The organism is Patulibacter brassicae (assembly GCF_033949425.1).
Taxonomy (GTDB): domain Bacteria; phylum Actinomycetota; class Thermoleophilia; order Solirubrobacterales; family Solirubrobacteraceae; genus Patulibacter; species Patulibacter brassicae.
The window spans coordinates 640,414-666,457 of the sequence record NZ_JAXAVX010000001.1 but is presented as its reverse complement, the minus strand read 5'-3'; the positions used below and the strand labels follow the sequence as shown (position 1 = coordinate 666,457).

The window sequence follows — 26,044 nt, the reverse complement described above, 5'->3', positions numbered from 1 at the left end:
TGCCGGCCGAAAGGACCCTGAGAGTGCCGCTCGACCGCCAGTCCATCGAGAAGCGCGACTTCCCCATCTCGCGCCGCGGCTACGAGACCACCGCCGTCGACGAGCACCTCGCCGCCGTCGCGCGCGAGGTCGAGGAGCTGCAGCAGCGCGCCGACGCGCCGACGCCCGCCGCGCCGGCCCCGCCGGCCTCGGTCGCCGACCCGGGGGTCGTCTCCTCACTGGCCAGCGCCGCGTCCGAGCAGGTCCGGGCGATCGTCCAGGCCGCCGAGACGACCGCCGTCGAGATCGAGCGTCAGGCGCGCGGCGAGGCCGCGCGGATCACCGGCGACGCGGATACCGAGGCGCGCCGCACGCGCGAGTCCGCGAGCTCCGACGCGGAGGCCACGCGCAGCGAGGCGGCCGCCGCGGCCCAGGGGCACGTCTCCACCGTCCAGCAGGCGACGACCCTCATGCTCCAGCGGGTCGAGGCGCTCGAGGGCGAGGTCACCGGCCTGCTCGAGCACCTCCGCACCGCCGCCCACCGCGTGCAGGCCGACCTGGCCCTGCTGCACGGCCAGGTGGCCGAGGTCGGGGGGCTCGAGGCCGCGCCGGTGGCCCCGCCCACGCCGCGGCCGGCGCCGCAGCCGGTCGCCGTCGAGCGCCCCGCCGCGCCGCCCGCGCCGGCCGCCGAGCCCCGGATCGATCCGGGCGAGGCCGTCGCCGCCGAGCCGCACGTCGACCCGGAGTCGCCGACCGCCGGCACGGAGGTCGTGCCGTCGACCCCCGCCGCCCCGCCGGCGCGTCAGACGTCGCTCGACGACGCCGGCAGCGGGGGCGGGGACGCCGCCGGCGCCCGCCTCGTCGCGCTGAACATGGTCCTCGACGGCACGCCGCGCGAGGAGGTCGACCGCTACCTCGCCGAGAACTACGACCTCGCCGACCGCGCGGGGCTGCTCGACGAGCTCTACAGCCGCCACGGCTGATCCCCGCGGACCGGGTCCGTCCGCGGAGGACGGGCCCGCCGGGGAAGGCCGGACCGGGGCGACCAGGTCCTCGCCGCGGACCGGCGTCGCCTCGACCGGACCGGCGGCGCGTCGAGCCGCCGGATCGGCGGGTCCGGGCCCTCAGCGCGGCCGCAGCAGGATCCGCCGGCGCAGCGTCACCGCGCGGCCCCCGGGCGGCGCGAGGACGACCTCGATCGTCGCGCTCGTCGCGCGGGGGAGCCGCGCCAGCGCGCGGCGCGCGCCGCGGCCCGGACGCAGGGTCAGCTCGATCGTGCCCGGCGCGCTGCGCCGCGTCGCGCGGGCCAGCACGACGGTGCGACGTCGCCCGTCGGCGCGCGGCAGCTCCGCCCGCAGCCGGACCGTGACCCGCGCCCGCCGGGGCACGTGGATGCCGACCGCCAGGCCGCGCGCGAGCCGGCCGGTCGTCGTGCTGCGCACCGCGGAGACGGCCGGAGGCGACGCCTCCGCGCGCGCCGCCGGGACGGCGGCCGACGCGATCGGCTGCCCGGCGTAGCGGTGCACGAACGCGCGCGTCTCGATCGAGCCGCGCGTGATCGACGGGTGCAGCCCCCAGACCTGGCGGGCGCTCGTCGCCGTCCACGTGCGCGTCCACGCCGTCACCGGTCGGTGGAACGTGCGGACGATCCCGTCCTCGTGGACGTGCAGCAGCGCGTAGCCGGCGGGGTACTCCTTCGTGGCGCCGTTCTGCAGGAACGGCACTCGTCGCCCGGTCGGTCCGTGGAACTGCAGCGCGTTGGCGTGGGTGTGGCCGTGGACGACGAGGCGGACGTGCGGATGCCGCGCGAGCACGGCGAGGACCGCGTCGGCGCCCTGGTCGGCGGCCACCCCCTGGCCCGCGACGAGCAAGGGGTGGTGGAACGCCACCACGACGTCGCGTCCCTCGCCGCGCAGCACCGCCAGCTGCCGGTCCAGCCAGGCCGGCTGGTCGCCGTGCAGGAGGCTGGGCTGCCGGGTGCGGGCGTCCCAGGAGTCGAGCCCCACGACCGCGACGCGGTCGCCGACCCGCTCCACGCTCAGCAGCGTGCTGGACCCCGCCGGCTGCTCGGGGAACGCCTGCTCGCGCAGGCAGTCGCCGTCGACGGCGCACGTGCCCGCGGCCTGGCGCTTGTCGTGGTTGCCGCGGGTGACGAGGAGCGGGCGCTGGAGCCGGCGCAGCTGCGCCAGGGCCCGGCGCACGTCCTCCTCGCCGCCGCCGTGGCTCAGGTCGCCGTTGGCCACGACGAGGTCGATCGGCAGGTCGTGGAGCTCCCCGATCGCGGCGTCGAGCATCCGGTGCGCGTAGTCGGGATAGGTGTCGGCGGAGTAGCAGGGCGGCAGCGACGGCCCGAGCGCGTCGGTGACCGTGCCCGAGCACCGCTCGCCGACGTGGAGGTCGTTCAGCAGCGCGATCGTCGCGAGCCGCCGTCCGGGTGGCGGCTGCAGCGTCCGGAAGGTCCCCGGGTCGGCGGCGCTGGAGCCGAGCGAGACCCGGCGGCCGCCCGACCACAGCTCGTAGCCGTAGCGCCGGCCCGGCGTCAGGTCGCCGACGCGGGCGACGTGGACCTGCGTGCGCTCCTCGAGCCGCAGGGTGCGGGTGCGCCCGGCGTCGGGGCCCTCCAGTGGCGTGAGCCGGACCGTCGTGTCGGCGGGCTCGGCGGTCCACCACCAGGCGGCGAAGGCGGTGTCGGTCACGGTGACGAGCTCGGGCTCGAGCGCCGGACCGAGGTACAGCGAGACGTCCGGTGTCGGCTCTCCGGCGGCCAGTCGCGGTGGCGCGAGGGCGGTCAGCGCGGCGCCGGCGACCGTGCCGGAGACGAGGCGTCGACGGGTCAGGGGACCGGGCATCCGACGATCATCCCGGTCCTCGGGTTTCAGTGGTGGAATGTTCGTGAGCGACGGCTACGCGCGCTCGTCCCCGCGAGCCCGCTCCTCGAGCAGCTGCCGCTGGGCGACGATCGACCGGGCGACCTCGACGAGGCGGACGTTGCGGTCGCGGGCGGTCCGCTGGATCCGGGCGAACGCCGTCGGCTCGTCGATCCCGAGCGCGCGGATGAGGATGCCCTTGGCCTGCTCGACGACCTTGCGGTCCGCGAGCGCCTGCCGGGCGTCGGAGACCTCCTCCTGCAGGGTCCGGAGCTCGGCGTGACGGGCCGCGGCGACGCGCAGGGCGGCGTCGAGCTGGCGGTCGTCGACGGGCTTCGTGAGGAACGCCTCGACGCCCGAGGCGATCGACCGGTCCACGAGCTCCGGCGCGTCGAGCCCGGTCAGCACGACGATCGGTCGCGACGGGCCCTCGGCGGTCAGCTCGGCGGCGAGCTCCAGGCCGTCGGCATCCTCGAGGTCGACGTCGAGCAGCAGCAGGTCGGGATCCTGCTCGCGGGCCGCGGCGCGGACCTCGTCGCCGCGGCCGAACGGCCCGAGGACCACGTGGCCGAGCTGCTCGAGCCGGCGGGCGATCCCGAGGGCGATGATCGGATCGTCCTCAGCGACCAGGATGCGCATCGTCGTCCACACGGAAGCACACCGCGACGGCGTGCGGCTGGCGCTCCAGGCGCCCGCCGAGGCCCTGGACGGCGACCTGGCGCACGAGCCGCAGGCCGAGCCCGGGGGAGGACCACGCGGCGTCGGGCACGCCGGGGCCGGCGTCGGCGACCGTCAGCCGGGCCTCGCCGTCGCGGACCGCGAGCGTCACGGCGTACGGCGCGACGCCGTGGCGGTGGGCGTTCGTCAGCAGCTCGTTGACGAGCACGCCGACGTGCTGGGCCTGCTGGTGCGGGAAGGTCAGGTCGGTCCCGCCGGCGTCGATCGCCGTGGCGTCCGGGTCCCCGGCGGCGACGACGGCGGCCAGCAGGTCGGCGGCCGGCACGCGCCCGCCCGAGCGCGCCGCCAGGACGTCGTGGACGGCCGCGATCGCGCGGATCCGTGCGGCCGCCTGGTCGAAGGCCGCCGCCTCCCCGCTCGCCGCTCGGCGCTGGCCCGGCGCGCCGTCGGCCGCGTCGGCCTGCGGCTCCTCCGCCGGCCGGCCGAGCAGCAGGAGGTCGGCGACGACCTGCAGCGAGTTCTTCACCCGGTGGTGGCCCTCCGCGAGCATCGCGCCCTCGAGCTCGGCGCGCCGGATCGCGGCCGCCCGGCCGCGCGCCTGACGCCGCGCCGCGCTCGAGAGCAGCGCCGCGAGGATCGCCGCGCCCGCGACGAGCACCGCGTGCAGCAGCGCCTCGGCGGTCGGCAGCGGCGCCGGGGCCACGGCGAGCGTGACGCCGAACGCGAGCGCCGCCGCGGCGAGCCACGCCACCCGGCGCCGTCCCTCCTGCAGGGTCGCCAGCCAGGGCACCACGAGGAAGAACAGGAGGTCGAGCCGCGAGGCGCCCCCGGCGGTTAGGACGAGCCCGACGACGCCGGCCACGAGCGCTCCGGCCCAGAGGTCCAGCAGGAGGCGGCCGCGGCGGGTGCCCAGCAGCCGCGACCACGGCAGCAGCCCGAGCGCCGCGTGCCCGACGGCGGCCGCCACGGTCGTGGCGAGCACGAGGTCCTGGTGGCGGACCGGCAGGCCGGTCGCCAGCCCGAGCAGGACCGCGCCGATCGACACCCAGCCGAGCAGCGCGGCGACGCCGACGCTGCCGAGGCGCAGGTCGACGTCCGGGTCGCCGGTGGCGCGCAGCACGAGCCGGTCGACGACGAGGCTTCGCCGGTCGCCGCCGCCCACGCCTGTCGAGCCGTCGACGGGCCGCCGTGGCCTGGCGTTCGACTCCGCCGCTCGCCGGGGGCGGGGCGGGCGGGACGGGGTTCCCGCGGCCGGAGGCATCGCTGCTATCGTCGCAGGTGGTCGCTCCCGCTCGGCGACCAGGGTCCTGACGCCCGCCCCATCCCTCGCCCCTGCCCGGGGCCCGGACGGACGTTCAGGAGACCCTCGTGCCATCCCTCATCACGGCGTCGCTCACCGCGCTGGACCTGTCGCGCTGGCAGTTCGCGCTGACGACGCTGATCCACTTCTCGATCGTCGCCGCGTCGATCGGACTGACCGTCCACGTCGCGATCCTCCAGACGCGCTGGTGGCGGACCGGGGACGAGCAGTGGCTGCGCCTGACGCGGTACTACGCGCGGCCGATGCTGATCTGCTTCGCGATCGGCGTCGTCACCGGCCTGCTGCAGACCTTCCAGTTCGGGATGAACTGGTCGGGCTTCTCGCGCTACCTCGGCGACATCTTCGGCGCGCCGCTGGCCCTCGAGGGCCTGGGGGCGTTCTTCGTCGAGTCGGTCTTCCTCGGGCTGTGGCTCTTCGGCTGGGGCGTGCTGGGCCCGCGCCTGCACCTCGCCTGCCTCTGGACGGTCGCGATCGCGACGGTCGTCTCGGCGTTCGCGATCCTCACCGCGAACAGCTGGATGCAGCACCCGCGCGGCTATGCGATCGTCGACGGACGGGCGGAGGTCACCGACGTCGCGGCCCTCTTCCTCAACCCGGACGTCGGCCTGACCGTCGCGCACGTCGTGCTGACGGCGATCCTCACCGGCAGCGTCCTCGTGCTCGCGATCGCCGCCTGGCAGGTGCGGCGCGGCCACGAGGTCGCCGCCTTCCGCCGCGCCGCGACGCAGGCCTGCGCGGTCGGCCTCGTCGCCGGCGCGCTCGCCCTCGTCGCCGGGCACTTCCAGGGCGTGCGCGCGGTCGAGCACCAGCCGATGAAGATGGCCGCCGCCGAGGCGCTCTACTCGACGGAGTCGCCCGCGTCGCTCTCGCTCTTCGCGCTCGGCCCGATCCGCAGCGATCCCGGCGAGCCGACGGTGAACGTCAAGGTCCCGGCGCTCCTGTCGCTGATCGACGACTTCTCGCTCGACTCGACCGTGCTGGGCATCGACGACCTGCAGCGCGAGTACGCCCAGCGCTACGGGCCCGGCAGCTACGTGCCGAACGTGCCGCTGCTCTACTGGAGCTTCCGGCTCATGGTCGGCAGCGGCGCCGCGCTCGTGCTGCTCATGGGCTGGGGGCTCTGGCTCCTGCGCCGGCGGCCGGGGGCAGGGCTGACCGACGGTCGCGGCGGGCGGCTCTTCCTCCGCGTCGCGCCGCTGGCCGCCGTGGCCCCGTTCGTGGCCGCCGCCGGCGGCTGGCTCGTGCGCGAGGCCGGACGGCAGCCCTGGGCGATCCAGGGGCTCCTGCGGACCGAGGACGCGGTGAGCGACCTGCCGGTCGCCGCGGTGGCGACGAGCCTCGTGGTGTTCCTCGCGATCTACCTGGCCACGACCGTGATCGGGCTGCGGACGATCCGGCGCGAGCTCGCCCACGGCCTGCCGGAGGCGACCGGAGCCACCCCGCGCGACCCGGTCGCTCGGCCGGCGGCCGAGGACCGCGACGACGCGTCGACCGGCCGCCTGTCGATCTCCTACTGAGCCCGAGGACGCGACGACCATGGACCCCACCACCCTCCAGACCACCTGGTACGCGCTGCTCGGCGCCGTCTGGGTGCTCTACCTCGTCCTCGGCGGCACCGACCTCGGCGTCGGGATGCTCGTCCGGCGCACCGACCGCGCCGCCGCGCTGCGGGCGATCGGCCCGACCTGGGCGGCCAACGACGTGTGGCTCGTGCTGGCGATCGCGGCGACGCTCGGCGCGTTCCCCGGCTGGTACGCCGAGCTGCTCTCGGGCGCCTACCTGCCGCTCGTGCTCCTCGTCGGCGCGGTGATGGTGCGCCACGCCGCGATCGAGCTGCTCGGCCACGCGACGCCGGCGGCGGTGCCGCGCTGGGAGCGGGCGCTCGTGGCCACGAGCCTCGTGATCCCGTTCCTCTGGGGCCTGATCTGGGCCGGGGCGCTCGACGGCTCGCTCGCGCGCGGTCGGGACGCCGGGCTCGGGCTGCTGCAGCCGGAGGGCGTCCTCGCCGGCCTCGCGCTCGTCGCGCTCTGCCGCGCGCAGGGCGTCGCGTTCCTGCGGCTGCGGCTCCCGTCGGCGCGCGCCGACCTGCCGCTGCTGCCCGGCGCGGCGCTGGCTGCGGCGCTGCTGCTGCTCGCCGCGGCGGCGCTCACCGCCGGGGCGGCCGCGGGGGTGCAGGTGGGGTTGCTCGGGGCGCTGCTGGTGCTCGTGGCGGGCGCGGGGCTGGGGCTGCTCGTCCTCGGGGCGTTCGTCGTGCGCGACGACTGGGCGCTCCTCGGGGCGGCGGCGACGACGGCGGGGGCGGTCGGCGTCGTGCTGGCGGCGCTGCACCACGCCCCGGTGGCGGGACGGGGACCGCACGCCGTGCGGCTCGCGGAGGCGGCCGCCGGCGACGTGACGCTCACCGCGATGCTCGTGATCGCCGGCGTCCTGCTGCCGCCGCTGCTGGCCGCGCTCGGGTACGCCTACGTGCGGTTCCTGCGCGCGCCGGACGATGCGCCCACGGCCGGACCGGGCTCGCTCGTCGCGCGCGCCGTACGGGGCACCATGCGGGAGCTCCGATGAACGCCGCCGCGCCGGACGCGAACGCCACCCCGGCTGCGCGCGGCCGCGCCGCGCGCGACGAGGCGCGCGCCGTGCACCGGCGCCTGCTCGAGGTCGACCCGCGGGTCCGGACGGGTCTTGCGGCGGCGATCGGCTGCGGCGCCCTGGCAGCGTCCCTGCTCGTGCTGCAGGCCTGGGTGATCGCGGACGCGGTGACCGACGCCGTCGCGGGGCGCGCCCCGACGGGCACGGCGCTCGCGCTGCTCGGACTGGCCGTCGCGGGCCGGGTCGCGCTCGGCGCCGGGACCGAGCTCGCCGGTCGCTGGGCGGCGCGACGCGCAATGGCCTCCCTGCGGGTCCGCATCGCCGACGCGGCGCTCCGCGGTCGCTCCGCGCCGCTCGAGGGCGCGCGCCGCGGCGAGGTCGTCGCCGCGGCGACGCAGGGCGTCGACGCGCTGGCCGACTACTACGCCCGCGCGGTGCCTGCGGTCGCGCTCGCCGGAGCGGTGCCGCTCGGACTCGTGGCCGTCGTGACGTGGCGCGCGCCGCTCGTCGGGGCGCTGCTGGCCTGCACGCTGCCGATCGTCGTCGTCTTCCTCGCGCTCGTGGGCCGCCGCAGCGCCGAGCACGCTCGCGAGCGCCAGCACCAGCTCGCGGTGCTGGGCGCGCACTTCCTCGAGGTGGTGCGCGGCCTGCCGACCCTGCGCGCGCACGGTCGCGAGCACGCGCAGGTCCCGGCGCTCCGGACGATCGCCGAGCGCTACCGCGACGAGTCGCTCGCCGCGCTGCGCGTGGCCTTCCTCTCGGCGCTCGTGCTGGAGCTCCTGGCGATGCTCGGCACGGCGATCGCCGCGGCCGTCGTCGGCGTCCAGCTCGCCGAGGGGCACCTGACGCTCGGCGTCGGGCTGTTCGTGCTGCTGCTGGCACCGGAGGTCTACGCGCCGCTGCGGGAGGCGGGGCAGCGCTTCCACGCCGCCGAGGACGGAGCGGAAGCGGCTCGGCGGGCGCTCGCCTTCCTCGACGAGCCCGGGCCGCTCGACGACCGGGGGACCGGCGTCGCGGCCCCCGATCCGTCGGCGGCGGCGCTGCGGCTTCGCGGTGCCGCCGTCCGGGGCGGCGGGGGGCGCGCCGACGCTCTCGCGCCGCTGGATCTCGACGTGGCGCCGGGCCGCACCCTCGCGATCGTCGGGCCTTCGGGGTCGGGGAAGAGCACGCTGCTGGAGCTCCTCGCGCGACTGCGCGACCCGGACGTCGGCACCGTGCGCTGCGGAGGGACCGACCTGCGCGCGCTGCCGCCGGAGGCGTGGTGGCGTCGCGTGGCGTGGCTCGCGCAGCGCCCGACGCTGCCCGCGGGCGAGCTCGGCGCGCTGCTGCGGACGATGGCGACGGCGGCCGGCGCCGGTCCCGACGACGTCCGTCGCCTCGGGCTCGCCGTGCACCGCGCGGGGGCCGACGAGGTGCTCGCCGAGCTGCCCGACGACCTGCGCACGCCGGTCGGCGCCGGCGGACGGACGCTCTCGGCCGGGCAGCTGCAGCGGCTCTGCCTCGCCGGCGCCCTCGCGTCCCGCGCGCCGCTCCTCCTGCTCGACGAGCCGACCGCGCACCTCGATCCGGCGACCGCGGAGCGCGTGCGCGACGGCATCCTCGGGTCCGCCGCGGGACGGACGCTCGTCGTGGCGACCCACGACGCGGAGCTCGCGGCGGCGTGCGACGCCGTCGTGACGCTCGTCCCGGCCGGCGCGGTCGCGGGCGCGGCGGTGACGGCGTGAGCGCCGCGGAGCCCGTCCGGGCCTGGCGCGCGCCGCTGCTCGGTGTCACGAGCGCGGTCGCCGGCGTCGCGGTCCTGGCGGTCTCGGGCTGGCTCATCGTCCGGGCGGCCGAGCGGCCGCCGGTGCTCGGGCTCCTGACCGCGATCGTCGTCGTCCGGGCGCTCGGCCTCCTCCGCGCGCTCGGGCGCTACGGGGAGCGGCTCGTCGGCCACGACGTGGCGCTGCGCCGGCTCGCCGACCAGCGGGTCGCCTGGTACCGGCGGCTCGCGGCGCGGGCGGTCCCGGCCGACGCACGCGACGCCGACCTCCTGAGTCGCTTCTCCGCCGACGTCGACGACCTGCGCGACCGGGACCTGCGCGTGCGGCAGCCGGCGATCGTGGCCGGCGCGACGGTCGCCGTCGCCGTTCCGGCGGCCGTCCTGCTGCTGCCGGCCGCCGGCGCGGCGCTGCTCGCTGGCGCGCTCGTCGCGGGGCTCCTCGCGCCCGGCATCGCGTGGGCGCTCGGACGACGCGCCGCCCGCCGCCAGGCGAGCGACCGCGCGCTGCTGGCGGAGCGCCTCGACGAGGCCCTGGGGCTCGGCCCCGCGCTCGCGCTGCACGGCTTGGCCACGCAGCGGCGAGCGGCGCTCGGGGCGGCCGCGGCGCGGCTCGCGCGCGGTGACCGCGCCGCGGCTCGCGCCGCGGCGGTCGGTGGCGCGCTCGGAACGCTCGGCGGAGGCGGTGCCCTCGTCGCCGTGCTCGCCGTCGCGGGCCGGGCGACCGCCGACGGGCGCTTGACGCCGGTCGCGCTCGGCGCCGTCGTGCTGCTGACCGTCGGGCTGCAGGAGGTGCTCCGCCCGCTGCCCGAGGCCGCCCTGCGGCTCGTCGCCGTGGGCGCCGCGCAGACGCGGCTCGCCGGGGCGGTCGGCGGGCCGGCGCGCCCGACGGTCGAGGACGATGCGTCGCCGTCGCCGTCGCCGTCGCCGTCGCCGTCGCCGTCGCTGCCGCGGCGGGGCGCGCTGCGCGCTCGTGGGCTGCGCCATCGCCCTGGCGGCCCCGAGGGCGCGCTCGTCCTGGACGGGGTGGATCTCGACGTCGCACCCGGCGACCGGATGGCGATCGTCGGGCCCAGCGGGGCGGGCAAGTCGACGCTGGCCGCGCTGCTGGCGCGCGTCGAGGACCCGGACGAGGGAGAGGTGTCCTACGGCGACGTGCCGTTGACGTCGGTCCCGGTGGGCGAGCTGCGCGGCCGGATCCGCCTGGCGGCCCAGGACGCCCATCTCCTGGCGGGGACCATCGCGGCGAACCTGCGGATCGGGGCGCCCGACGCCTCCGACGAGGACCTGCGCGAGGTCCTGCGGGCCGTGGGCCTCGGTCCCTGGCTCGCGGCCCTGCCGGCCGGGCTCGCGACGCTCGTGGGGGAGGAGGGCACGACGGTCTCCGGTGGCCAGCGCCAGCGGCTCGGCGTCGCGCGGGCGCTGCTCTCGCCGGCGGACGTCCTCGTACTGGACGAGCCGACGGCGATGCTCGACGGTCCGAGCGCCGCGGCCCTCGCCGAGGACGTCCTGTGCGCCGCCGCGGGACGGACGGTCGTGGTGGTGACGCACGACGCGACGCTGCTGCCGGCGGTCGACCGGGTGGTCGAGCTGCGGGACGGCCGGCTCGCGGAGCGGTGAGGTCTCGCGGACGTCGGCCGATCAGGAGACCGACCGGGCGAACGCGACGCCCCGGCGCACCCAGGGACGCAGCTGCGTCGTCGTCGCGATCGCCTCGGGGGCGACGAGCAGCCAGTTGCGCATCTCGCGGCCGCGCATGACCATCCGCTCGATCCCGTCGCGCTCCACCAGGCGGTCGGCGTCGTCGGCGGCGACCCGCACGAGCAGGCCGCCGCTGCGCGAGGCCGCAATCGCCAGCGCGCCGCCGACGAGGAACGCGTGGCCGCCGAACATCCGCTTCTCGGTCACGTCGGGCTCGTCGGCGAGGAGCTCCATCAGCCGGAGGACGAGCTCTGGATCGTGCGCCATGCCGCCAGTCTCCGCGCTCGCGCGCCCCGCGTCGAGCGCCGGTCCGGCGACGTCGGCCGGGGCGGGCTCACCGCTGCGGGCGATGGGGCAGGACGGCGCGCGCGAGCCCTCCGGCCTCCGCACCCGCGCGCGCCAGGCGGCGCCCACCGGTTGCCCAGATCGCGGAGCGCCCGGCGCCGAACGGGTAGGCGGCGCCCGCCGGACCGGCGGCGGAGGCCAGCCCGACCGCCGCGCCGATCCGCTCCGCGATCGCCCGACCGCGCCGCTCCTGCTCCTCGAGCTCGTGCGGGTGGTGCACGACCCCGGCGACGTAGAGATCGGGCCGCAGGGCCGCGATCGCCGCGACGTGCTCCGGCACGCCGGTGTCGCGGCAGACGCCCAGCGCGATCCGCCACCCGTCCTCGAGCTCGAGCAGCCCGTCGGCGTCGCCGGCGACGAACCGCGCGCGCTCGTCCCCGCCGAGCCACCGCTTGCGGTAGGCCACGCGGACCCCGCGACCGTCGATCGCCAGGGTGGCGATGCGCTCGGCGCCGTCGGCGTCGCGCACCGGGGCACCGGCGAGCGCGGTGGCGCCGGCGCGGGCGCAGGCGGTCACGAGGGGGCGCAGGCGCGCATCGTCGGGCTCGAGCGTCGGCGCGGCCAGGTCGTAGCCCGTCAGCGACAGCTCCGGCAGGACGACGAGCCGCGCCGCGGCGCGGTCCACGACCGCCGCGTGCGCGCGGACGTTCGCGGCGACGTCGCCGACGGTCGTCGGAGGCTGCGCGACGGCGACGGAGAGCACGGACGTCACGCCCGCATGATGCCTGCCCGCCGCGCCGGGGGAGCGCGACCGCCGAGACGGTGTGATCTGCGGCCATGTCGGTCCCTCCACGCCGTCGTGCTCGGCGCGGCGGACCCCCGCGGTCCGGTCGTTGCTCCACCTGCAGCATCCGGAGCGCCCGCACCTTGGCCGGGCGGCGCATGTGCGGTCCGCCCACCCGGGCCTAGGCTGGCCGCGTGCCTGCTCCCGGTCCCGCCGAGCCCCCGCGCCACGTGCTGCTGGCCGGGGCGGCGGACGCCGACCGGGCGCCGCGGGTCGTGGACGCGCGCCGGAGCGGGGCACTGGGTCGGGAGATGCTCTACCGCGTGATCGGGACGGTCGCGCAGGGCCCGGACCTCGCGCGCGTGCTGCCGTCGATCGTCGACCTGCTGACCGACGCGACGGCCTGCCACGCGTGCTTCGTCTACCTGCGCGACGGCGACCGCCTAACGATGCGGGCGGCGTCGGCGATCCACGCCGCCGCGGTCGGCCGGCTCTCGATGGGAATCGACGAAGGCCTGTGCGGCTGGGTCGTGCGCCACGACCAGCCGGCGTACATCCGCGATCACGCGCTGGCGGATCCGCGTACGAAGGCCTTCCCCGAGCTCCAGGAGGAGCGCTTCCAGTCGATGGTCGCCGTGCCCCTGCGGGGACGCGCCGGCACGGTGATCGGGGTCATCTCGCTGAACACGGAGGCACCCGGCGAGTTCGGCCCGGAGGTCCTCGAGTTCCTCGAGCACGTCGCCTCGCTCGTCGCGGGTGCGATCGAGAACGCCCGCACCTATGAGCGCGAGCGCGACCGCGTCGACGGCCTCCAGCGGCTCGCGGCGCTCGTGCAGCAGATCGCGTCGGTCGGGGACCGCGCCGCCCTGCTGACCTCGGCCGTCGACGGCGCGCGCGAGCTGCTCGGCGCGCGGCGCAGCAGGCTCTCCCTCGTGGGGCCCGACGGCGTCCAGGGGGTCGCGGCGCGCAGCGGCGACCGGCCGCCGGCCGACGGCGCGGCCGTCGACGACGACGCCGGTGAGCCCGGGACGCTCGCGGTGCGCGTGACCGCCGGCGACATCGCGCTGGGCGTGCTGGCGGTCGAGCGGGACGCGCCGTTCGGGCGCGACGAGGCGTGGATGCTCGAGACGGTGGCCGGACAGCTCGCGGTCGCGCTGCGGACGGTCGAGCTCATCGAGCGGCTGACGGAGGAGAACCTCGTGCGGGACCTCCTCGACGCGATCGCCGAGGGCCGCGGCGAGGCCCTGGCCGATCGTGCGCGGGCCGTCCGCATCGACCCCGACCGCCCGCACGTCGTCGTCGTCCTGGCGGCGCTGGAGCCGACCGGCTGGGGCGGCGCGGCGCGAGCGGCGGACCGGCTGCGCCACGAACTGCCCGGCGCGCTGTGCGACGCGGGTCCCGAGCGGATCCGCGCGCTGCTGCCGGTGGTGGGCGGGACGGCGGAGGGGCTCGCCCGGATCGACGCACGACTCGACGGGCTCGGCCGGGAGGAGCGCCTCGCGGTCGGGCGCTCGAGCCTGCAGCCCGGGCTCGCGGCCGGGCCGGCGAGCCTCGCCGAGGCGGCGTCCGCCGCGCGCGTCGCACGCGCCCTCGCGCCGGAGGGCGGAGCGCGGGCCTGGGACGGCCTCGGCGCCTACCGCTACCTCGCCGGCGTCGGCGGCGAGGCGCAGCCCGACGCTCGGCACGCGCGTGCGGTCTCCCTCTTGTGGGAGTACGACGCCGAGCGCGGCACCCAGCTCGTCGGGACGCTCGAGCGGTATCTCGCCGATCGCAGCGTCGTGCCGACCGCCCGGGCGCTGCGGATCCACGCCAACACGCTGCGCCAGCGGCTGGATCGGGTCGAGACCCTCACGAGCCTCGACCTCGACGACGAGGACCTGCTGTCGCTCGAGCTGGCGATCAAGCTCCATCGCCTGCGGGCGGCGGATCGCGCCGCGGCCTGACGGCTGGCGACGCGACCACGGCCTCGGCCCGACGCGCGGGAGGTCGCCGGTGGCCGGTGGGATGCGCTCCCCACCGGCCTCCGGCGACGCACGCAGCGGCGCGCTCCGGAGCTCCGTCGCGAGCCGCGGTCGCCGTCCCCCCAGACACTGGCCGCGGTCGCGATGGCTGCTTCCGCAACGAACCTTCCTCCCCGCGGCGCGCGCTGTCGCCGGACCTCGACGCACGTTCGGGCACCGGTCCACCGATGGGCGGATGGACCGCCCGTCGACCGCCGTCGCCCGGGCGAACATCCGTTCGCCTGCGTAGACTCCATAACTCATGCGTGGAAGCGGTCGGATCGTCGTCACCGGTGCCCGCGAGCACAACCTGAAGGACGTCTCGCTCGAGCTCCCGCGGGACGCGCTGGTGGTCCTCACCGGCCTCTCGGGGTCTGGCAAGTCGTCGCTGGCGTTCGACACGATCTACGCCGAGGGCCAGCGCCGCTACGTCGAGTCGCTGTCGGCCTACGCGCGGCAGTTCCTCGGGCAGATGGACAAGCCCGACGTCGACTCGATCGACGGCCTGAGCCCCGCGATCTCGATCGACCAGAAGACGACCTCCCGCAACCCGCGGTCGACGGTCGGCACCGTCACCGAGGTCCACGACTACCTGCGCCTGCTGTGGGCGCGGATCGGCCACCCGCACTGCCCCAACGGCCACGGGCCGATCGCCGGCCAGTCGGCGGAGCAGATCATCGACCGGCTCATGATGCTCCCGGAGGGCACGCGGTTCATGGTCCTGGCGCCGCTCGTCCGCGGCCGCAAGGGCGAGTTCCGCGACGTCCTGGACCACTGGCGCGCCGAGGGGTTCCAGCGGGCCCGGATCGACGGCGAGGTCCGGATGCTCGAGGAGGAGATCGTCCTCGACAAGAAGTACAAGCACGACCTGGCCGTCGTCGTGGACCGGCTCGTCATGCGCGGCGACCTGCGCAAGCGCCTCGCCGACGCGGTCGAGACGGCGGTCGGGGTGGCCGAGGGGCTCGTCGAGGTCGAGCTCGTCCTGCGCGACGGCGAGGAGCCGCCGGAGGGCGTCGAGCGCCTGCAGACCTTCAGCGAGAACTTCGCGTGCCTGGAGTGCGGCTTCTCGATGCCGGAGGTCGAGCCGCGGACGTTCTCCTTCAACGCGCCCCACGGGGCGTGCCCGCGCTGCACCGGTCTCGGCGCGCAGCTCGTCGTCGACCCCGACCTCGTGATCCCGGACGGGAGCCTCGCGCTGGACGACGGCGCGATCAAGCCCTGGTCGAGCTCGCCGAACCCGTTCTACCGCAAGCTCCTCGAGGGACTGGCGGAGTTCTACGACGTGCCGACGAACCGGCCGTGGAACAGCCTCACGGCCGAGCAGCAGGAGGGCATCCTCTTCGGCGACCCCGACGGGGAGAAGGTGCCGCTGCGGTTCAGGAACCGCGCCGGTCGCCGCCGGACCTACCAGATGCGGGCGGAGGGGGTCATCCCCAACCTCGAGCGCCGGCACCGCGAGTCGGACTCCGACGCGGTGCGGGAGAAGATCGAGGAGTACATGTCGATGGTGCCGTGCCCGGAGTGCGACGGCGCCCGCCTGAAGCCCGGTCCGCGCAACGTCCTGGTCGGCGGCCTGGGCATCCACGAGTTCTCCCGCTTCTCCGTCCACGAGGCGCTGGACTGGCTCGAGCACGTCGAGCTGACGAGCACCGAGCAGCAGATCGCGCGGCTCATCCTGCGCGAGATCCGCGAGCGGCTGAGCTTCCTGGCCGACGTCGGCATCGGCTACCTCTCGATGGCCCGGGGCGCCGCGACGCTCTCGGGCGGGGAGGCGCAGCGCATCCGGCTGGCGACGCAGATCGGCTCGGCGCTCGTCGGCGTGCTCTACGTGCTCGACGAGCCGTCGATCGGCCTGCACCAGCGCGACAACGAGCGGCTGATCGCGACGCTCGAGCGGCTCCGCGACCTCGGCAACAGCGTGCTCGTCGTCGAGCACGACGAGCAGACGATGCGCGCGGCCGACTGCCTCGTCGACATGGGCCCCGGCGCCGGCGAGCACGGCGGTCGGGTCGTGGCGGTCGGCACGCCCGAGGAGGTCGAGGCGAACGTCTCCTCCCTCACCGGGCAGTACCTCTCGGGCGCGCGCGCGATCGCGCCGCCGGAGGAGCGTCGCGCGCCGCGTGGCGAGCTCGTCGTGCGCGGCGCGCGCGAGCACAACCTCCGCGACCTCGACGTCTCGATCCCGCTCGGGGTGCTCTGCGCGGTCACGGGCGTCAGCGGCTCGGGCAAGTCCACCCTCGTCAACGAGATCCTCCACAAGTCCGCCGCGGCGCAGCTCAACCGCGCGAAGGTCCGTCCCGGGCGCCACGACACGATCGAGGGGATGGACCAGCTCGACAAGGTCATCCAGGTCGATCAGTCCCCGATCGGCCGCACGCCGCGCTCGAACCCCGCGACGTACACCGGCGTCTTCGACCACATCCGCACGCTCTTCGCCCAGACGAAGGAGGCCCGCCAGCGCGGGTACAAGGCCGGCCGGTTCTCCTTCAACGTCAAGGGCGGCCGCTGCGAGGTCTGCAAGGGCGACGGCCAGATCAAGATCGAGATGCACTTCCTGCCGGACGTCTACGTCCCGTGCGAGCAGTGCCACGGCAAGCGCTACAACCGCGAGACGCTCGAGGTCCGCTTCAAGGGCAAGTCGATCGCCGACGTGCTCGAGATGCCGATCGACGAGGCCGTCGAGTTCTTCGAGAACGTGCCGAAGATCCGTCGCCGGCTGGAGACGCTGAAGGACGTCGGCCTCGGCTACGTCCGACTCGGGCAGCCCGCGACGACGCTCTCCGGCGGCGAGGCGCAGCGCGTGAAGCTCGCCCACGAGCTCGCGCGCGTGGCCACCGGTCGCACGCTCTACATCCTCGACGAGCCGACGACGGGGCTGCACTTCGCCGACGTCGAGCGGCTGCTCGAGGTCCTGCAGCGACTCGTCGACGCCGGGAACTCCGTGATCGTCATCGAGCACGACCTCGACGTCATCAAGACCGCGGATCAGCTCATCGACCTCGGCCCCGAGGGCGGCGTCGGCGGCGGGACGATCGTCGCGCAGGGCACGCCGGAGGAGGTCGCGCAGGTCGACGCCTCGCACACCGGCCGGTTCCTGCGGCCGCTGCTGCCCGACGCCGCGCCGAAGCGCCGCAAGCGCCGGACCCCGGCGCGCGCAGCGGCCTGAGCCGTCTCCGGTCCTCGCGCGTCGGACGGCCGGGCGGGCCCCCGCCACGCGATCCGGGTCGCCGGCGCGCGGGCGCCATCCCGGTCCTCGACGCCGCGGCTCCGTCGACCGTCGGTGGATGCACCTCGGCCGGTCCCGGTCGACGACGGCGCGGGCGGCCACGCGCCCGGTCCGTCGGGCTCCCCGTCGGCGCGGCGTATCCTCGCGCCGATGTCCGAGCGCCGCCCTCCGCGATCCCGGGCCGTCCTCTCGTTCCTCGGGGACTCCCGCAGCCGTGCCGCCGCCGCGACCACGGCCGCTCCGCCGTCCGGGCGCGACGTCGACCGCGCGCTGACGGACTGCGCCGTCTACGAGGGCGGGGAGCGGCAGGGCGGGCAGGTGCCGCTCGAGGAGGCGCTGCAGCGCGCCCGCGGCTGCTCGGACGGCTTCGTCTGGATCGGGCTCCACGACCCCGAGCCACAGGCGGTCGAGCTCGTCGGCCAGTTCTTCGGCCTGCACCCGCTCGCCGTCGAGGACGCCATCCACGCCCACCAGCGCCCGAAGCTCGAGCGCCACGAGGACCTGCTGTTCCTCGTCCTGAAGACCGCCCGGTACGTCGATGCGGAGGAGCTCGTCGACATCGGGGAGCTCCTGCTCTTCCTCGGCGACCGGTTCCTCGTGACGATCCGGCACGGCGAGGCCCGACCGCTCGCCGAGCTGCGTCGCCGGCTCGAGGACGACCACGACCGCCTCGCCCGCGGTCCCGGTGCCGTCTTCCACGCGATCATCGACGCGGTCGTCGACGACTACGCCGACGTCCTCGACGGCCTGACGAACGACGTCGACGAGATCGAGGCGGCGGTCTTCTCGGACGTGCGGTCCAACCCGACCGAGCGGATCTACCGCCTCAAGCGCGAGGTGCTGCAGTTCAAGCGCGCCGTGACGCCGTTCGTGCACCCGCTGACCCGGCTCGTCGAGGACGAGGAGCTGCCCGTCCCCGACCGCGCGCGTCCGTACCTGCGCGACGTCCTGGACCACCTCGTCCGGGACGCGGAGGGCGTGACGTCGATCGATGAGCTGCTCAACGGCGTCCTCGACGCGAACCTCGCGCAGATGTCGGTCCGCCAGAACGACGACATGCGGAAGATCTCCGCCTGGGTCGCCATCGCGGCGCTGCCCACGATGGTCTTCGGGCTGTACGGCATGAACTTCGAGCACATGCCCGAGCTGAAGTGGGATCTCGGCTATCCCGCGGTGCTCGTCCTGACGGCCCTGGCCTGCCTGCTGCTGCACCGGCGACTCCGCCGCGCCGGCTGGCTCTGACCACCCCGTCGCGTGACGGCTCGACCGGGACGGGTCGGGGTCGGGTCGTCGGACGGCGGCTCCTCGCGGCATCGTCGTTCGCGCCACCGCGCCACCGCGCCACCGCGCCACCGCGCCACCGCGCCACCGCGCCGTCGCGGCCGTCGCGGCCGTCGCGGCACCGCGGCCGTCGCGGCCGTCGCGCCACGGCGGCCATCGCGCCATCGCGCCATCGCGCCGTCGCGCCGGTGGTCGGGAGGCGCCGGTCGTGGGGGCCGGGGCGCGCTCGGCGGGGCGGGAGGGTCGGTCGCGACGCCGGACCCGGTCGCCCGGCGTCTTCGGTGGGTGCCTCCGACGACGGGCGGCGGGCCGGGGCTCCGATGGGTCCGGCGCCGCGACCGACCCTTCCGCATCGTGGGTCGGGACCCCATCGCTCGGGGCGGCGCTGCGTGGCCGCGGGAGCGGGACGGGCGGTCGCTTCGCGAGCCTGCGCCGTTCGGGGGACCGCCTGCCTGCCGAGGCGGTCGTGGTGGTTCGCGCGGCGCTCGCTGCCCGCCCGGCTCCCTGCTCCGCCGGGGTGGCGGTCCGGCGGGAAGGCGGTCCGCCGGGGTGGCGTCCGGCGGGCGTGCGCGGCGGTCGCGGGCCTTTGCGCGGCGGGGGGGCGAGGTGCGTCGCGCCCGTAGGGGCTGGGCGATCGGCCCGGAGCGGGAGCGCCGGGCGCGGCCGGGCGGTCGGAGCGTGGACGGGGCACCGGAGGTGGCTACCGGCGGCCGGGCGTGGCCGGGTGGCCGGGTCGGGATGGGCAGCGGGTCATGGACGGGGCCGGGTGGCCGGCCCGGGATGGGCAGCGGGTCATGGACGGGGCGGGGCGGCCGGGCGGGGACGGGCAGCGGGCCATGGACGGGGCCGGGCGGCCGAGCGGCCCGGGCGGGGATGGGCAGCGGGCCATGGACGGGGCCGGGCGGCCGAGCGGGGATGGGTAGCCGAGCGTGGCCGGGTGTGCCCAGAGGGATGGGGCCCCAGCGTGGCGGGCGGCCGGGTCTGGATGCGGCGGCCGCCCCGCCGGGTGCAGTCGCGTGGCTGGGCGGTCGGGTCTCGCCGCGGGGACGGCGGTCTCGGTGAGTGGTGCACGGCGCGGGGCGGGCTTCGGTCGGGCGGGCGAGTTCGGGGGTGAACCACCGCAGGGCGAGGAGAGGCGAGTCGCGAACGTCGATCTCGAGGCGGGGCCCCGCGCGAGTTCGACGTCCGACACCGATGACGTGATGAACGTCGTGGTCGCTGGTCCCGCACCGTCGAGATCGACGTTCGCCATCGGGGTCGCGTCCGGGCTCTCGATCCCCGAGCGCCCCGATCGCCGAGTTCTTCTGGTCGTCGGGTCCCTCTGGTAGCCGGGTCCCTCCGGTCGCCGGGTCCTTCTGGTCGCCGGGTCCCTCTGGTCGCCGCACCGACGGTCGCCGGACCGGCCGCGTGGCCCCTCTGATCGCCGGCCCCCCTGACCGCGGGCCCCCCTGACCGCGGGCCCCCTGACCGCCGGCCCCCCCCGACCGCGGGTCCCCCTGACCGCGGGTCCCCCTGACCGCCGAGCCGCCCCCGATCGAAGAGTCGTCTTGATCGCCGAGTCCCGTGGTCGCCGAGTCCTCCCGACCGTCGAGTCGAGGGACCCGACCGACGCGAACCTGACGCTGGCGTCACCTTCTGGGTGTCGCTCTATGCTGCGCGCCACGATGCCCGCTCACCTGCTGCGCAAGGTCGACGACGACTTCCTCGAGAGCGCGCCGCTCGTGGTGCGCTCGAGCGTCGAGCTCGCCGCGACGCCGTCGCGGGTCTGGGAGGTCCTCGGGAGCGACGAGATGTGGTCGTGGCTCCCGCTGATCGATCGGCTCGAGTGGCTGTCGCCGCGGCCGCTGAGCGCGGGGTCGGTGCGGCGGCTGCGGCTCGGGCGGCTCGTCACCGTCGACGAGGAGTTCTACCGCTGGGACGTCGACCGACGGGCGACCTTCCGCGTCTCGAGCATCAGCCGACCGGTGATCGACGGCTTGATGGAAGACTTCCTCCTCGAGCCGACGGCGACCGGGACGACGCTCGTCTGGACGGTGGCCGTCGCACCGCGCAAGGCCCCGCCGGGCCTGGGCGCGCTGGCGCCGGTGCTGCGCCCGGGCAACGCGTTGGCCATCGGCGGCATCCGCAAGCTGCTCTGATCGCGGATCCGGGCGCAGCGCCGATCGGTCGCCGGCCGCCGGGTAGGGTCGGGGCGTGAGCTCGCCCGCGCCGCCCCTGGACCTCGCCCGCGTGCGGCAGTGGTGGGCGAAGTCCCGCTGGTACCGCAAGGCGTCGCGTCCGTGGAACCGCGCGCTGCTGGAGGTCGAGCTCGCGCGGCGGGAGGCGTTCGCGCGCGGCGCCGTGCACGGCGACTGGCTGACGATGCTGCGCGAGGGCCGGCTGGAGATCGGGCCGCAGGCGTTCTTCGAGCCGGGGGTCTGGCTGACCGGAGGACCGGACGCCCGGATCGTCATCGGCGGCGGCACCTTCCTGAACCTCGGCGTCATGGTCGCGGCCGAGCAGCTCGTGGAGATCGGCGAGCACTGCATGGCCGCCAACGGCTGCCTCATCACCGACGCGAACCACCGCTTCGACGACCCGACGAAGCCCGTTCCCTGGCAGGGCTTCGCGTCCAAGGGGCCGACGACGATCGGCGACAACGTCTGGCTCGGCGCGAACGTCGTCGTCACGAGCGGCGTCGCGATCGGCAGCCGCTGCGTCATCGGGGCGAACTCCGTCGTGACGACGGACATCCCGCCCTTCTCGATCGCCGCCGGGGCACCGGCGCGCGTGCTGAAGCAGATGCCCTACGCCGTCGGCGACGCGTGAGCACCCCGGTCGCCGCCGGGCTGTCGCTCGCCGTCCTCGCGCTGATCGTCGCCGTCGTCCTCGTCGACTCGCTCGCGATCGCCGGCGTCGCGCTCGTCACCGGGATCGTGCTGCTGCGCATGGGCGGCGGCACGACCGACGAGCCTGCGGCGCACGACGCGGACGCGCCTGTCGACCCGCCGCGCGGACCGCGGGCGGGGCGGCGACGGACCCGACGGCGCTGACGGTCACGGCGCGACGGCCCGCGACGCCGCCGAGCATGTCGCGCGACGGCCTGCGAGGTCGTCGAGCACGTGGCGCGACCGCCTGCGACGCCGCTGAGCACGCCGCGCGACGGCGTGCGCACGACGAAGGAGCCGACGACGGGGAGCCGTCTCAGCCGCCGAAGCGGGCGCGCAGCGCGCGGACGTTCTCGACGTAGCGCTTCGTGTCGTCGTACATCCCGCGGGCGCGGACGGAGGCCAGGCCCTGGTAGTACCCGGCGGCCGCGAGGTCGGCGTCGCCGCCGGTCTCGCGCAGGAGGTGCCGCAGGTACAGGCTGCCGGCCTTCACGTTGTCGCTCGCCGAGGTCGGATCGAGCGGGTGCGAGGCGAGGTTGCCGGCGATCCAGCTCCAGGTCCCCGGCATGACCTGCATCACGCCACGCGCTCCGACGCTCGAGACGGCGCCGTTGTCGAAGCCGCTCTCCTGCCACGCGATCGCCTGCGCCAGGTCGCTCGCCACGCCGTTGGCGGACGCGATCTGGGCGATGCTCGCGCCGTCGAGACGGGTTCCCCGGGGCGTCGCGGCGCCGGCGGTCGTCGCGCCGCTCGGGCCGGCAGCGCTCGCCGCGGTCCCGGCGGCACCGGCCGTCGTGGCTCCGGCGGAGCTCGAGCCGCTCGCGGCGCTCCCGCTGGCGGAGGCGGCGGTGGACGACCCGGAGGCCGGGCCGGCACCGTCGGAGGTGCCGGGGGTCGACGAGCCGGCACGCGGCAGCGCCAGCCGCGTGCCCGCGCCGAGCAGCGTGGCGACCGAGCGGCCGTTGTAGGCCGCCAGCCGCGCCGGCGTCACGCCCGCGCGCGCGGCGATCGCCGTGAGCGAGTCGCCGGGCTGCACGACGTAGCTGCCCGCCTGGCTGCCCGCCGACCCACCCGTGCCCGACCCGCTCGTGCTGGTCGACGGGCCCCGGCCGGAGGCGGCTCCCGCCGCCGCGCCCGTGCCGCCCGCGGTTCCCGACGGGATCCGCAGGACCTGGCCGGCCTGGACCGCCGTGTCGGCCGGCAGGCCGTTGGCGGCCGCCAACGCGGTGGCGCTGATGCCGTTCGCGGCGGCGACGGACCACAGGGACTCGCCGGCGGCGACCTGGTGGACCGGTTGAGCGTGGGCGGTGGGGGCGAGGGCGACCGGCGTCGTCAGCGCGAGCGCGCCGACGAGCAGCACCGTCGCCCGGCGGGTCGGCGCGAGCATCGCGACGGCTCCTTCGGGTTCGGGGGAGGGGGGCCGGGCGCCTCGGGCGCCGGCCGGATGGGGGACCTCCGTTCTCGCGCACCGGCCGCGTCGACGCAAGCTCCTGCGGGGTACGGCAACGCGCCTTGCGGACGGCGCGGGCGCGCCCGCGCCGACCCCGGACGGACGCCGCCGGGGACGGTCGGCCGAGGCCCGGCGCGCCGGGCCGCGCGACGCTCCGCGGACGGCGCGGCGCGCGGGTGGGCGGCGCGGCTCAGCCGTCCAGCAGGGGCCGCGCCGCCCGTCGGGCGCGGTCGCCGGCTCGCGGGTCGGCGCGCAGCTGCGCGGCCTGGTTGAGCCCCGCGCCGAGCGCCAGCAGGACGAAGCAGCGCTGCTCCGCGTCGGTGTCCGCGGGCAGCTCGCCGGCCTCGATCGCCGCATGCAGCTCGCGCAGGAGGAATGCGCGCCATCGGTCGTCGGCCGCGACGACGGCGTCGCGCACCGGCCCCGGCCGGCCGTCCTGCTCGGCCGCGGCGGCCTGGATCAGGCACCCGCCGGGGAACGGCGTGTCCTCGAGGTACGCGAACCACGCCTCGACGCCGGCGCGCAGTCGGTCGAGGCCCGGGGCGCGCTCGCGCAGGGCGGGCGCGATCGCGGCGGTGAAGAGCTCGACGGCCGCGTCGACCGCCTCGAGCTGCAGCTGCTGCTTGTTCGCGAAGTGGCCGGCGACCCCCGCCTTGCTCATGCCCAGGTCGCTCGCCAGGCCCCCGATGCTCAACCCGTCGAGGCCCTCGACGGACGCGACGTCCATCGCGCGACGCACGATCGCCCGGTGCGTGTCGCGCGTGGCGGCGACGGAACGGCGAGGGCTCACGCGCCGGACGATACCGCACGAGCGTCCGCTATTTACACACGAACGATCGTACGCTAAGTTGCCGCCCGTCCGACAGCGAACCCGAGGAGCAGGACATGCGCATCCGTCGCCTGGGATGGGCCGGCATCGAGATCGAGCACGAGGGAGCGACGATCGTCATCGACGCGATCCGCGACGTCGGCGGCGCCCGCGAGGTCGTCGGGCCGCTGCGCGTCGACGTCGTGCCGCCGCGCGCCGCCGGTCGGGTGCGGGCCGCGCTCGTCACGCACCTCCACACCGATCACGCCGACCCCGGGGCGATCGCCGACGCGCTCGCTCCCGACGGCGTCGTCCTGCGGCCGCACCCCGACGGCGGCGCCGGCCCGCTGGAGGCGGCCGCGCTCGCCGAGGCCGAGCAGGGGCTCGAGGCGCTCGCCCAGCCCGTGGTCGCCCTCGCTCCGTGGGAGCGGCGCGAGATCGGTCCGCTCACCGTCACCGCGCTACCGGCGGTGGACGGGTTCGGCGATCCCCAGGTCGGCTGGCACGTCGCCGGCGGCGACGCCTCGCTCGTGCACTGCGGCGACACGCTGCTGCACGGCTGGTGGTGGTCGATCGTCGAGCGCCTCGGCGCGCCGGACGTCGCCCTGCTGCCGGTCAACGGCGCCGTCATCGCGCTGCCGCACCGCCAGCCGGCGAGCACCCGCCCGGCGGTGATGACGCCGGAGGACGCCGTGGTGGCGGCGCGCGCGCTGCGCAGCACGCTCGTGCCGATCCACGACGTCGGCATCGACGCACCACCGCGCTACGTGCCGATCGCGGACCCGACCGCGCGGGCGGTCGCCGCCGCGGAGGCCGCGGGCGTGCCGATCCACGTGCTCGGCACGGGGGAGGAGCTGGCGCTCGACGACGTCCGGCAGCGGGTTCCGGCCACGCGCTGAGGCGGCGACTCCGCGCAGAGGACAGGTGCCGGTCCGGCGCGGATCCGGACCACGTCCGCGACCGGCCCGACGTCGGGCCGGTCGCGGGGGACGGGCTACGCCGGGTAGCCGCTGATGTCGTGGTCGCCGTGCCCGTGCAGCTGGGCCAGCGACGACTGGAACGCCTGCAGCTCCTCGGGCGCGATCGCGTACGTGTGCTCGCGCGCCGGGAACTCGCCCTGCCGGACCTCGGTCGCGTAGCCCCGGACGGCCTCGACCATCTGCCCGTGCAGGTGGGCGTACTGCTTGACGAACTTCGCGGTGCGACCCTCGAGCAGCCCGAGCAGGTCGTGCCAGACGAGCACCTGGCCGTCGGTCGAGGCGCCCGCGCCGATCCCGATCACCGGGATCTCCAGCAGCGGCATGAGCTCGTCGGCGACGGCGGCGGGGATCGCCTCGAGGACCAGCGCGCAACAGCCGGCCTCCTGGAGGGCCAGCGCGTCGGCGACCATCCGGGTCGCCTGCGCGGCGCTCTTGCCCTGCGCGCGCAGGCCGCCGAGCGCGGTCGCCGTCTGCGGGGTGAGGCCGAGATGCCCGACCACGGGGATGCCGGCGGCGACGATCGCCCGGGCGCGGTCGACCATGACGCCGCCGCCCTCGAGCTTCACGGCCTGGGCGCCGGCCTCCTTCACGAACCGCTGGGCGCTCTTGACGGCCTCGAGGTCGGAGGCCTCGTAGGAGCCGAACGGCAGGTCGGAGACGAGGAACGCGGTGCGCAGCCCGCGGCGCACCGCGCGGCTGAGCATGACGAGCTCGTCGACCGTCGCCGGGACGGTCGAGTCGAGGCCGAGCACGGTGGTCGCGGCGCTGTCGCCGACGAGCACCATGTCGACCCCGGCGGCCTCGACCACGGTGGCCGAGGGGTAGTCGTAGGCGGTGACCATGACGATCTTCTCGCCGTGGTGCTTCTTCTCCAGCAGCGAGGTGACGGTGACCGGGGCGCGCGAGGGCGCCTGCTGGTCGATGACGCGAGGGCTGGCGGACATGTTCCTGGGCTCCGGGGAGAGGGAGTGAACGGTTCCGGGTCGGACTCGGGGTGGGGCCGGACCGCTACGCGGCCGGGCTCCCGGAGGGGACCGCCGACGTGCGGCTGGTCTCGGTGAGGAGGGTGGCGACCGCGTCGTCGACGTCGATGATGCGGTTCGTGCCGCGCTCGACGTGGACGACGACCGGCTCGTACTCGGCGAGCTCGGCGCGGTCGTACTGCGCGTAGGAGATGACGATGATCGTGTCGCCGCGGTGCACGAGGCGGGCGGCGGCGCCGTTGACCTTCACCTCGCCCGAGCCGCGCTCGCCGACGATCGTGTAGGTCTCGAACCGCTCGCCGTTGTCGACGTTCACGACGGCGACCTGCTCGTGGACGAGGATGTCCGCCGCCTCCAGCAGGTCGGGATCGATCGTGATCGAGCCGACGTAGTGGAGGTCGCTGTCGGTCACCGTCGCGCGGTGGATCTTCGACTTCAGCATCGTGCGCTGCATCTGGGCGTCCTTCGGGGAGAACAGTGCGGGAGCCG

Annotated in this window: 21 protein-coding genes; 12 read left to right on the top strand and 9 right to left on the bottom strand. The window is 76.5% G+C overall.

All coding sequences use genetic code 11. The annotated features are described in order from the left end of the window. Nucleotides 1-23: 23 nt before the first annotated feature. Nucleotides 24-962: a DivIVA domain-containing protein gene (locus SK069_RS03125; RefSeq protein ID WP_319952719.1), complete on the top strand. Its 939-nt coding sequence runs from the start codon at nt 24-26 to the stop codon at nt 960-962. A 141-nt stretch (nt 963-1,103) separates the two neighbouring features. Here the strand turns inward: SK069_RS03125 and SK069_RS03120 are convergent, their stop codons facing one another. Genes SK069_RS03120 through SK069_RS03110 form a run of 3 tightly spaced genes read right to left on the bottom strand, consistent with a single transcriptional unit; the run spans nt 1,104 to nt 4,686 of the window. Next, complete coding sequence (locus SK069_RS03120; RefSeq protein WP_319952718.1) at nt 1,104-2,828, bottom strand: metallophosphoesterase family protein; 1,725 nt, start codon at nt 2,826-2,828, stop codon at nt 1,104-1,106. A 54-nt stretch (nt 2,829-2,882) separates the two neighbouring features. Further along, nucleotides 2,883-3,485 carry an ANTAR domain-containing response regulator gene (locus SK069_RS03115; protein WP_319952717.1) on the bottom strand — a complete coding sequence of 201 codons (603 nt, stop codon included), beginning with the start codon at nt 3,483-3,485 and terminating at the stop codon, nt 2,883-2,885. After that, complete coding sequence (locus SK069_RS03110; protein ID WP_319952716.1) at nt 3,466-4,686, bottom strand: sensor histidine kinase; 1,221 nt, start codon at nt 4,684-4,686, stop codon at nt 3,466-3,468. The genes SK069_RS03115 and SK069_RS03110 overlap by 20 nt, the downstream gene beginning before the upstream one ends. Nucleotides 4,687-4,892: 206 nt before the next feature. Here SK069_RS03110 and SK069_RS03105 point away from each other — a divergent pair, with 206 nt between their 5' ends. From SK069_RS03105 to cydC, 4 genes are read left to right on the top strand one after another with little or no spacing between them, the layout of a single operon-like run. Then, entirely contained in the window at nt 4,893-6,362 is a 1,470-nt protein-coding gene (locus SK069_RS03105; protein ID WP_319952715.1) for a cytochrome ubiquinol oxidase subunit I, read from the top strand. A gap of 19 nt (nt 6,363-6,381) precedes the next feature. Beyond that, on the top strand, nt 6,382-7,407 hold the full coding sequence (locus tag SK069_RS03100) for a cytochrome d ubiquinol oxidase subunit II (RefSeq protein ID WP_319952714.1): 1,026 nt from the start codon (nt 6,382-6,384) through the stop codon (nt 7,405-7,407). Beyond that, nucleotides 7,404-9,155 (top strand): thiol reductant ABC exporter subunit CydD, encoded by a 1,752-nt coding sequence (gene cydD, locus SK069_RS03095; RefSeq protein WP_319952713.1) that lies wholly within the window; start codon nt 7,404-7,406, stop codon nt 9,153-9,155. Before SK069_RS03100 ends, cydD begins: the two co-directional genes overlap by 4 nt. Next, on the top strand, nt 9,152-10,810 hold the full coding sequence (gene cydC, locus SK069_RS03090; protein ID WP_319952712.1) for a thiol reductant ABC exporter subunit CydC: 1,659 nt from the start codon (nt 9,152-9,154) through the stop codon (nt 10,808-10,810). Before cydD ends, cydC begins: the two co-directional genes overlap by 4 nt. Before the next feature lie 21 nt (nt 10,811-10,831). On the opposite strand, the gene SK069_RS03085 is transcribed toward cydC, so the two are convergent. Further along, nucleotides 10,832-11,158, bottom strand: a complete 327-nt coding sequence (locus SK069_RS03085) for a TfoX/Sxy family protein (protein ID WP_319952711.1) — start codon at nt 11,156-11,158, stop codon at nt 10,832-10,834. Between the two features lie 67 nt (nt 11,159-11,225). Continuing rightward, nucleotides 11,226-11,948, bottom strand: a complete 723-nt coding sequence (locus SK069_RS03080; RefSeq protein ID WP_319952710.1) for a carbon-nitrogen hydrolase family protein — start codon at nt 11,946-11,948, stop codon at nt 11,226-11,228. 206 nt (nt 11,949-12,154) lie between these two features. Here SK069_RS03080 and SK069_RS03075 point away from each other — a divergent pair, with 206 nt between their 5' ends. From SK069_RS03075 to SK069_RS03050, 6 genes are all read left to right on the top strand, one after another. After that, a complete protein-coding gene (locus SK069_RS03075) occupies nt 12,155-13,903 on the top strand; it encodes a GAF domain-containing protein (RefSeq protein WP_319952709.1) in 1,749 nt (582 codons plus the stop codon). Between the two features lie 319 nt (nt 13,904-14,222). Then, nucleotides 14,223-17,126 carry an excinuclease ABC subunit UvrA gene (uvrA, locus tag SK069_RS03070; RefSeq protein WP_319952708.1) on the top strand — a complete coding sequence of 968 codons (2,904 nt, stop codon included), beginning with the start codon at nt 14,223-14,225 and terminating at the stop codon, nt 17,124-17,126. Nucleotides 17,127-17,336: 210 nt separating this feature from the next. Continuing rightward, the gene (gene corA, locus SK069_RS03065; protein WP_319952707.1) at nt 17,337-18,428 is read left to right on the top strand and encodes a magnesium/cobalt transporter CorA; all 1,092 of its coding nucleotides are present in this window, start codon (nt 17,337-17,339) and stop codon (nt 18,426-18,428) included. A 1,703-nt stretch (nt 18,429-20,131) separates the two neighbouring features. Continuing rightward, a complete protein-coding gene (locus tag SK069_RS03060; protein ID WP_319952706.1) occupies nt 20,132-20,605 on the top strand; it encodes an SRPBCC family protein in 474 nt (157 codons plus the stop codon). A 55-nt stretch (nt 20,606-20,660) separates the two neighbouring features. Then, entirely contained in the window at nt 20,661-21,275 is a 615-nt protein-coding gene (locus tag SK069_RS03055; protein ID WP_319952705.1) for an acyltransferase, read from the top strand. After that, entirely contained in the window at nt 21,272-21,499 is a 228-nt protein-coding gene (locus SK069_RS03050) for a hypothetical protein (protein ID WP_319952704.1), read from the top strand. The genes SK069_RS03055 and SK069_RS03050 overlap by 4 nt, the downstream gene beginning before the upstream one ends. Nucleotides 21,500-21,650: 151 nt before the next feature. Here the strand turns inward: SK069_RS03050 and SK069_RS03045 are convergent, their stop codons facing one another. Beyond that, nucleotides 21,651-22,721, bottom strand: coding sequence for a LysM peptidoglycan-binding domain-containing protein (locus SK069_RS03045; protein WP_319952703.1), 1,071 nt, complete (start codon nt 22,719-22,721; stop codon nt 21,651-21,653). Between the two features lie 253 nt (nt 22,722-22,974). Continuing rightward, nucleotides 22,975-23,574 (bottom strand): TetR/AcrR family transcriptional regulator, encoded by a 600-nt coding sequence (locus SK069_RS03040; RefSeq protein ID WP_319952702.1) that lies wholly within the window; start codon nt 23,572-23,574, stop codon nt 22,975-22,977. A 95-nt stretch (nt 23,575-23,669) separates the two neighbouring features. On the opposite strand from SK069_RS03040, the gene SK069_RS03035 reads away from it, so the two are divergent. After that, nucleotides 23,670-24,491, top strand: coding sequence for an MBL fold metallo-hydrolase (locus SK069_RS03035; protein WP_319952701.1), 822 nt, complete (start codon nt 23,670-23,672; stop codon nt 24,489-24,491). Nucleotides 24,492-24,586: 95 nt separating this feature from the next. Here the strand turns inward: SK069_RS03035 and panB are convergent, their stop codons facing one another. Both panB and panD read right to left on the bottom strand, forming a co-directional pair. Continuing rightward, nucleotides 24,587-25,516 (bottom strand): 3-methyl-2-oxobutanoate hydroxymethyltransferase, encoded by a 930-nt coding sequence (gene panB, locus SK069_RS03030; protein ID WP_319952700.1) that lies wholly within the window; start codon nt 25,514-25,516, stop codon nt 24,587-24,589. Between the two features lie 64 nt (nt 25,517-25,580). Further along, entirely contained in the window at nt 25,581-26,009 is a 429-nt protein-coding gene (panD, locus tag SK069_RS03025) for an aspartate 1-decarboxylase (RefSeq protein ID WP_319952699.1), read from the bottom strand. Between the last annotated feature and the right edge of the window lie 35 nt (nt 26,010-26,044).

Bases quoted from the DNA above. Each gene is read 5' to 3' on its own strand.
- SK069_RS03115 (WP_319952717.1), bottom strand. From the start codon at position 3,485: ATGCGCATCCTGGTCGCTGAGGACGATCCGATCATCGCCCTCGGGATC.
- SK069_RS03060 (WP_319952706.1), top strand. From the start codon at position 20,132: ATGCCCGCTCACCTGCTGCGCAAGGTCGACGACGACTTCCTCGAGAGC.
- SK069_RS03085 (WP_319952711.1), bottom strand. From the start codon at position 11,158: ATGGCGCACGATCCAGAGCTCGTCCTCCGGCTGATGGAGCTCCTCGCC.
- cydD (WP_319952713.1), top strand. From the start codon at position 7,404: ATGAACGCCGCCGCGCCGGACGCGAACGCCACCCCGGCTGCGCGCGGC.
- SK069_RS03100 (WP_319952714.1), top strand. From the start codon at position 6,382: ATGGACCCCACCACCCTCCAGACCACCTGGTACGCGCTGCTCGGCGCC.
- corA (WP_319952707.1), top strand. From the start codon at position 17,337: ATGTCCGAGCGCCGCCCTCCGCGATCCCGGGCCGTCCTCTCGTTCCTC.
- SK069_RS03120 (WP_319952718.1), bottom strand. From the start codon at position 2,828: ATGCCCGGTCCCCTGACCCGTCGACGCCTCGTCTCCGGCACGGTCGCC.
- SK069_RS03035 (WP_319952701.1), top strand. From the start codon at position 23,670: ATGCGCATCCGTCGCCTGGGATGGGCCGGCATCGAGATCGAGCACGAG.
- panD (WP_319952699.1), bottom strand. From the start codon at position 26,009: ATGCAGCGCACGATGCTGAAGTCGAAGATCCACCGCGCGACGGTGACC.
- SK069_RS03045 (WP_319952703.1), bottom strand. From the start codon at position 22,721: ATGCTCGCGCCGACCCGCCGGGCGACGGTGCTGCTCGTCGGCGCGCTC.
- panB (WP_319952700.1), bottom strand. From the start codon at position 25,516: ATGTCCGCCAGCCCTCGCGTCATCGACCAGCAGGCGCCCTCGCGCGCC.
- uvrA (WP_319952708.1), top strand. From the start codon at position 14,223: ATGCGTGGAAGCGGTCGGATCGTCGTCACCGGTGCCCGCGAGCACAAC.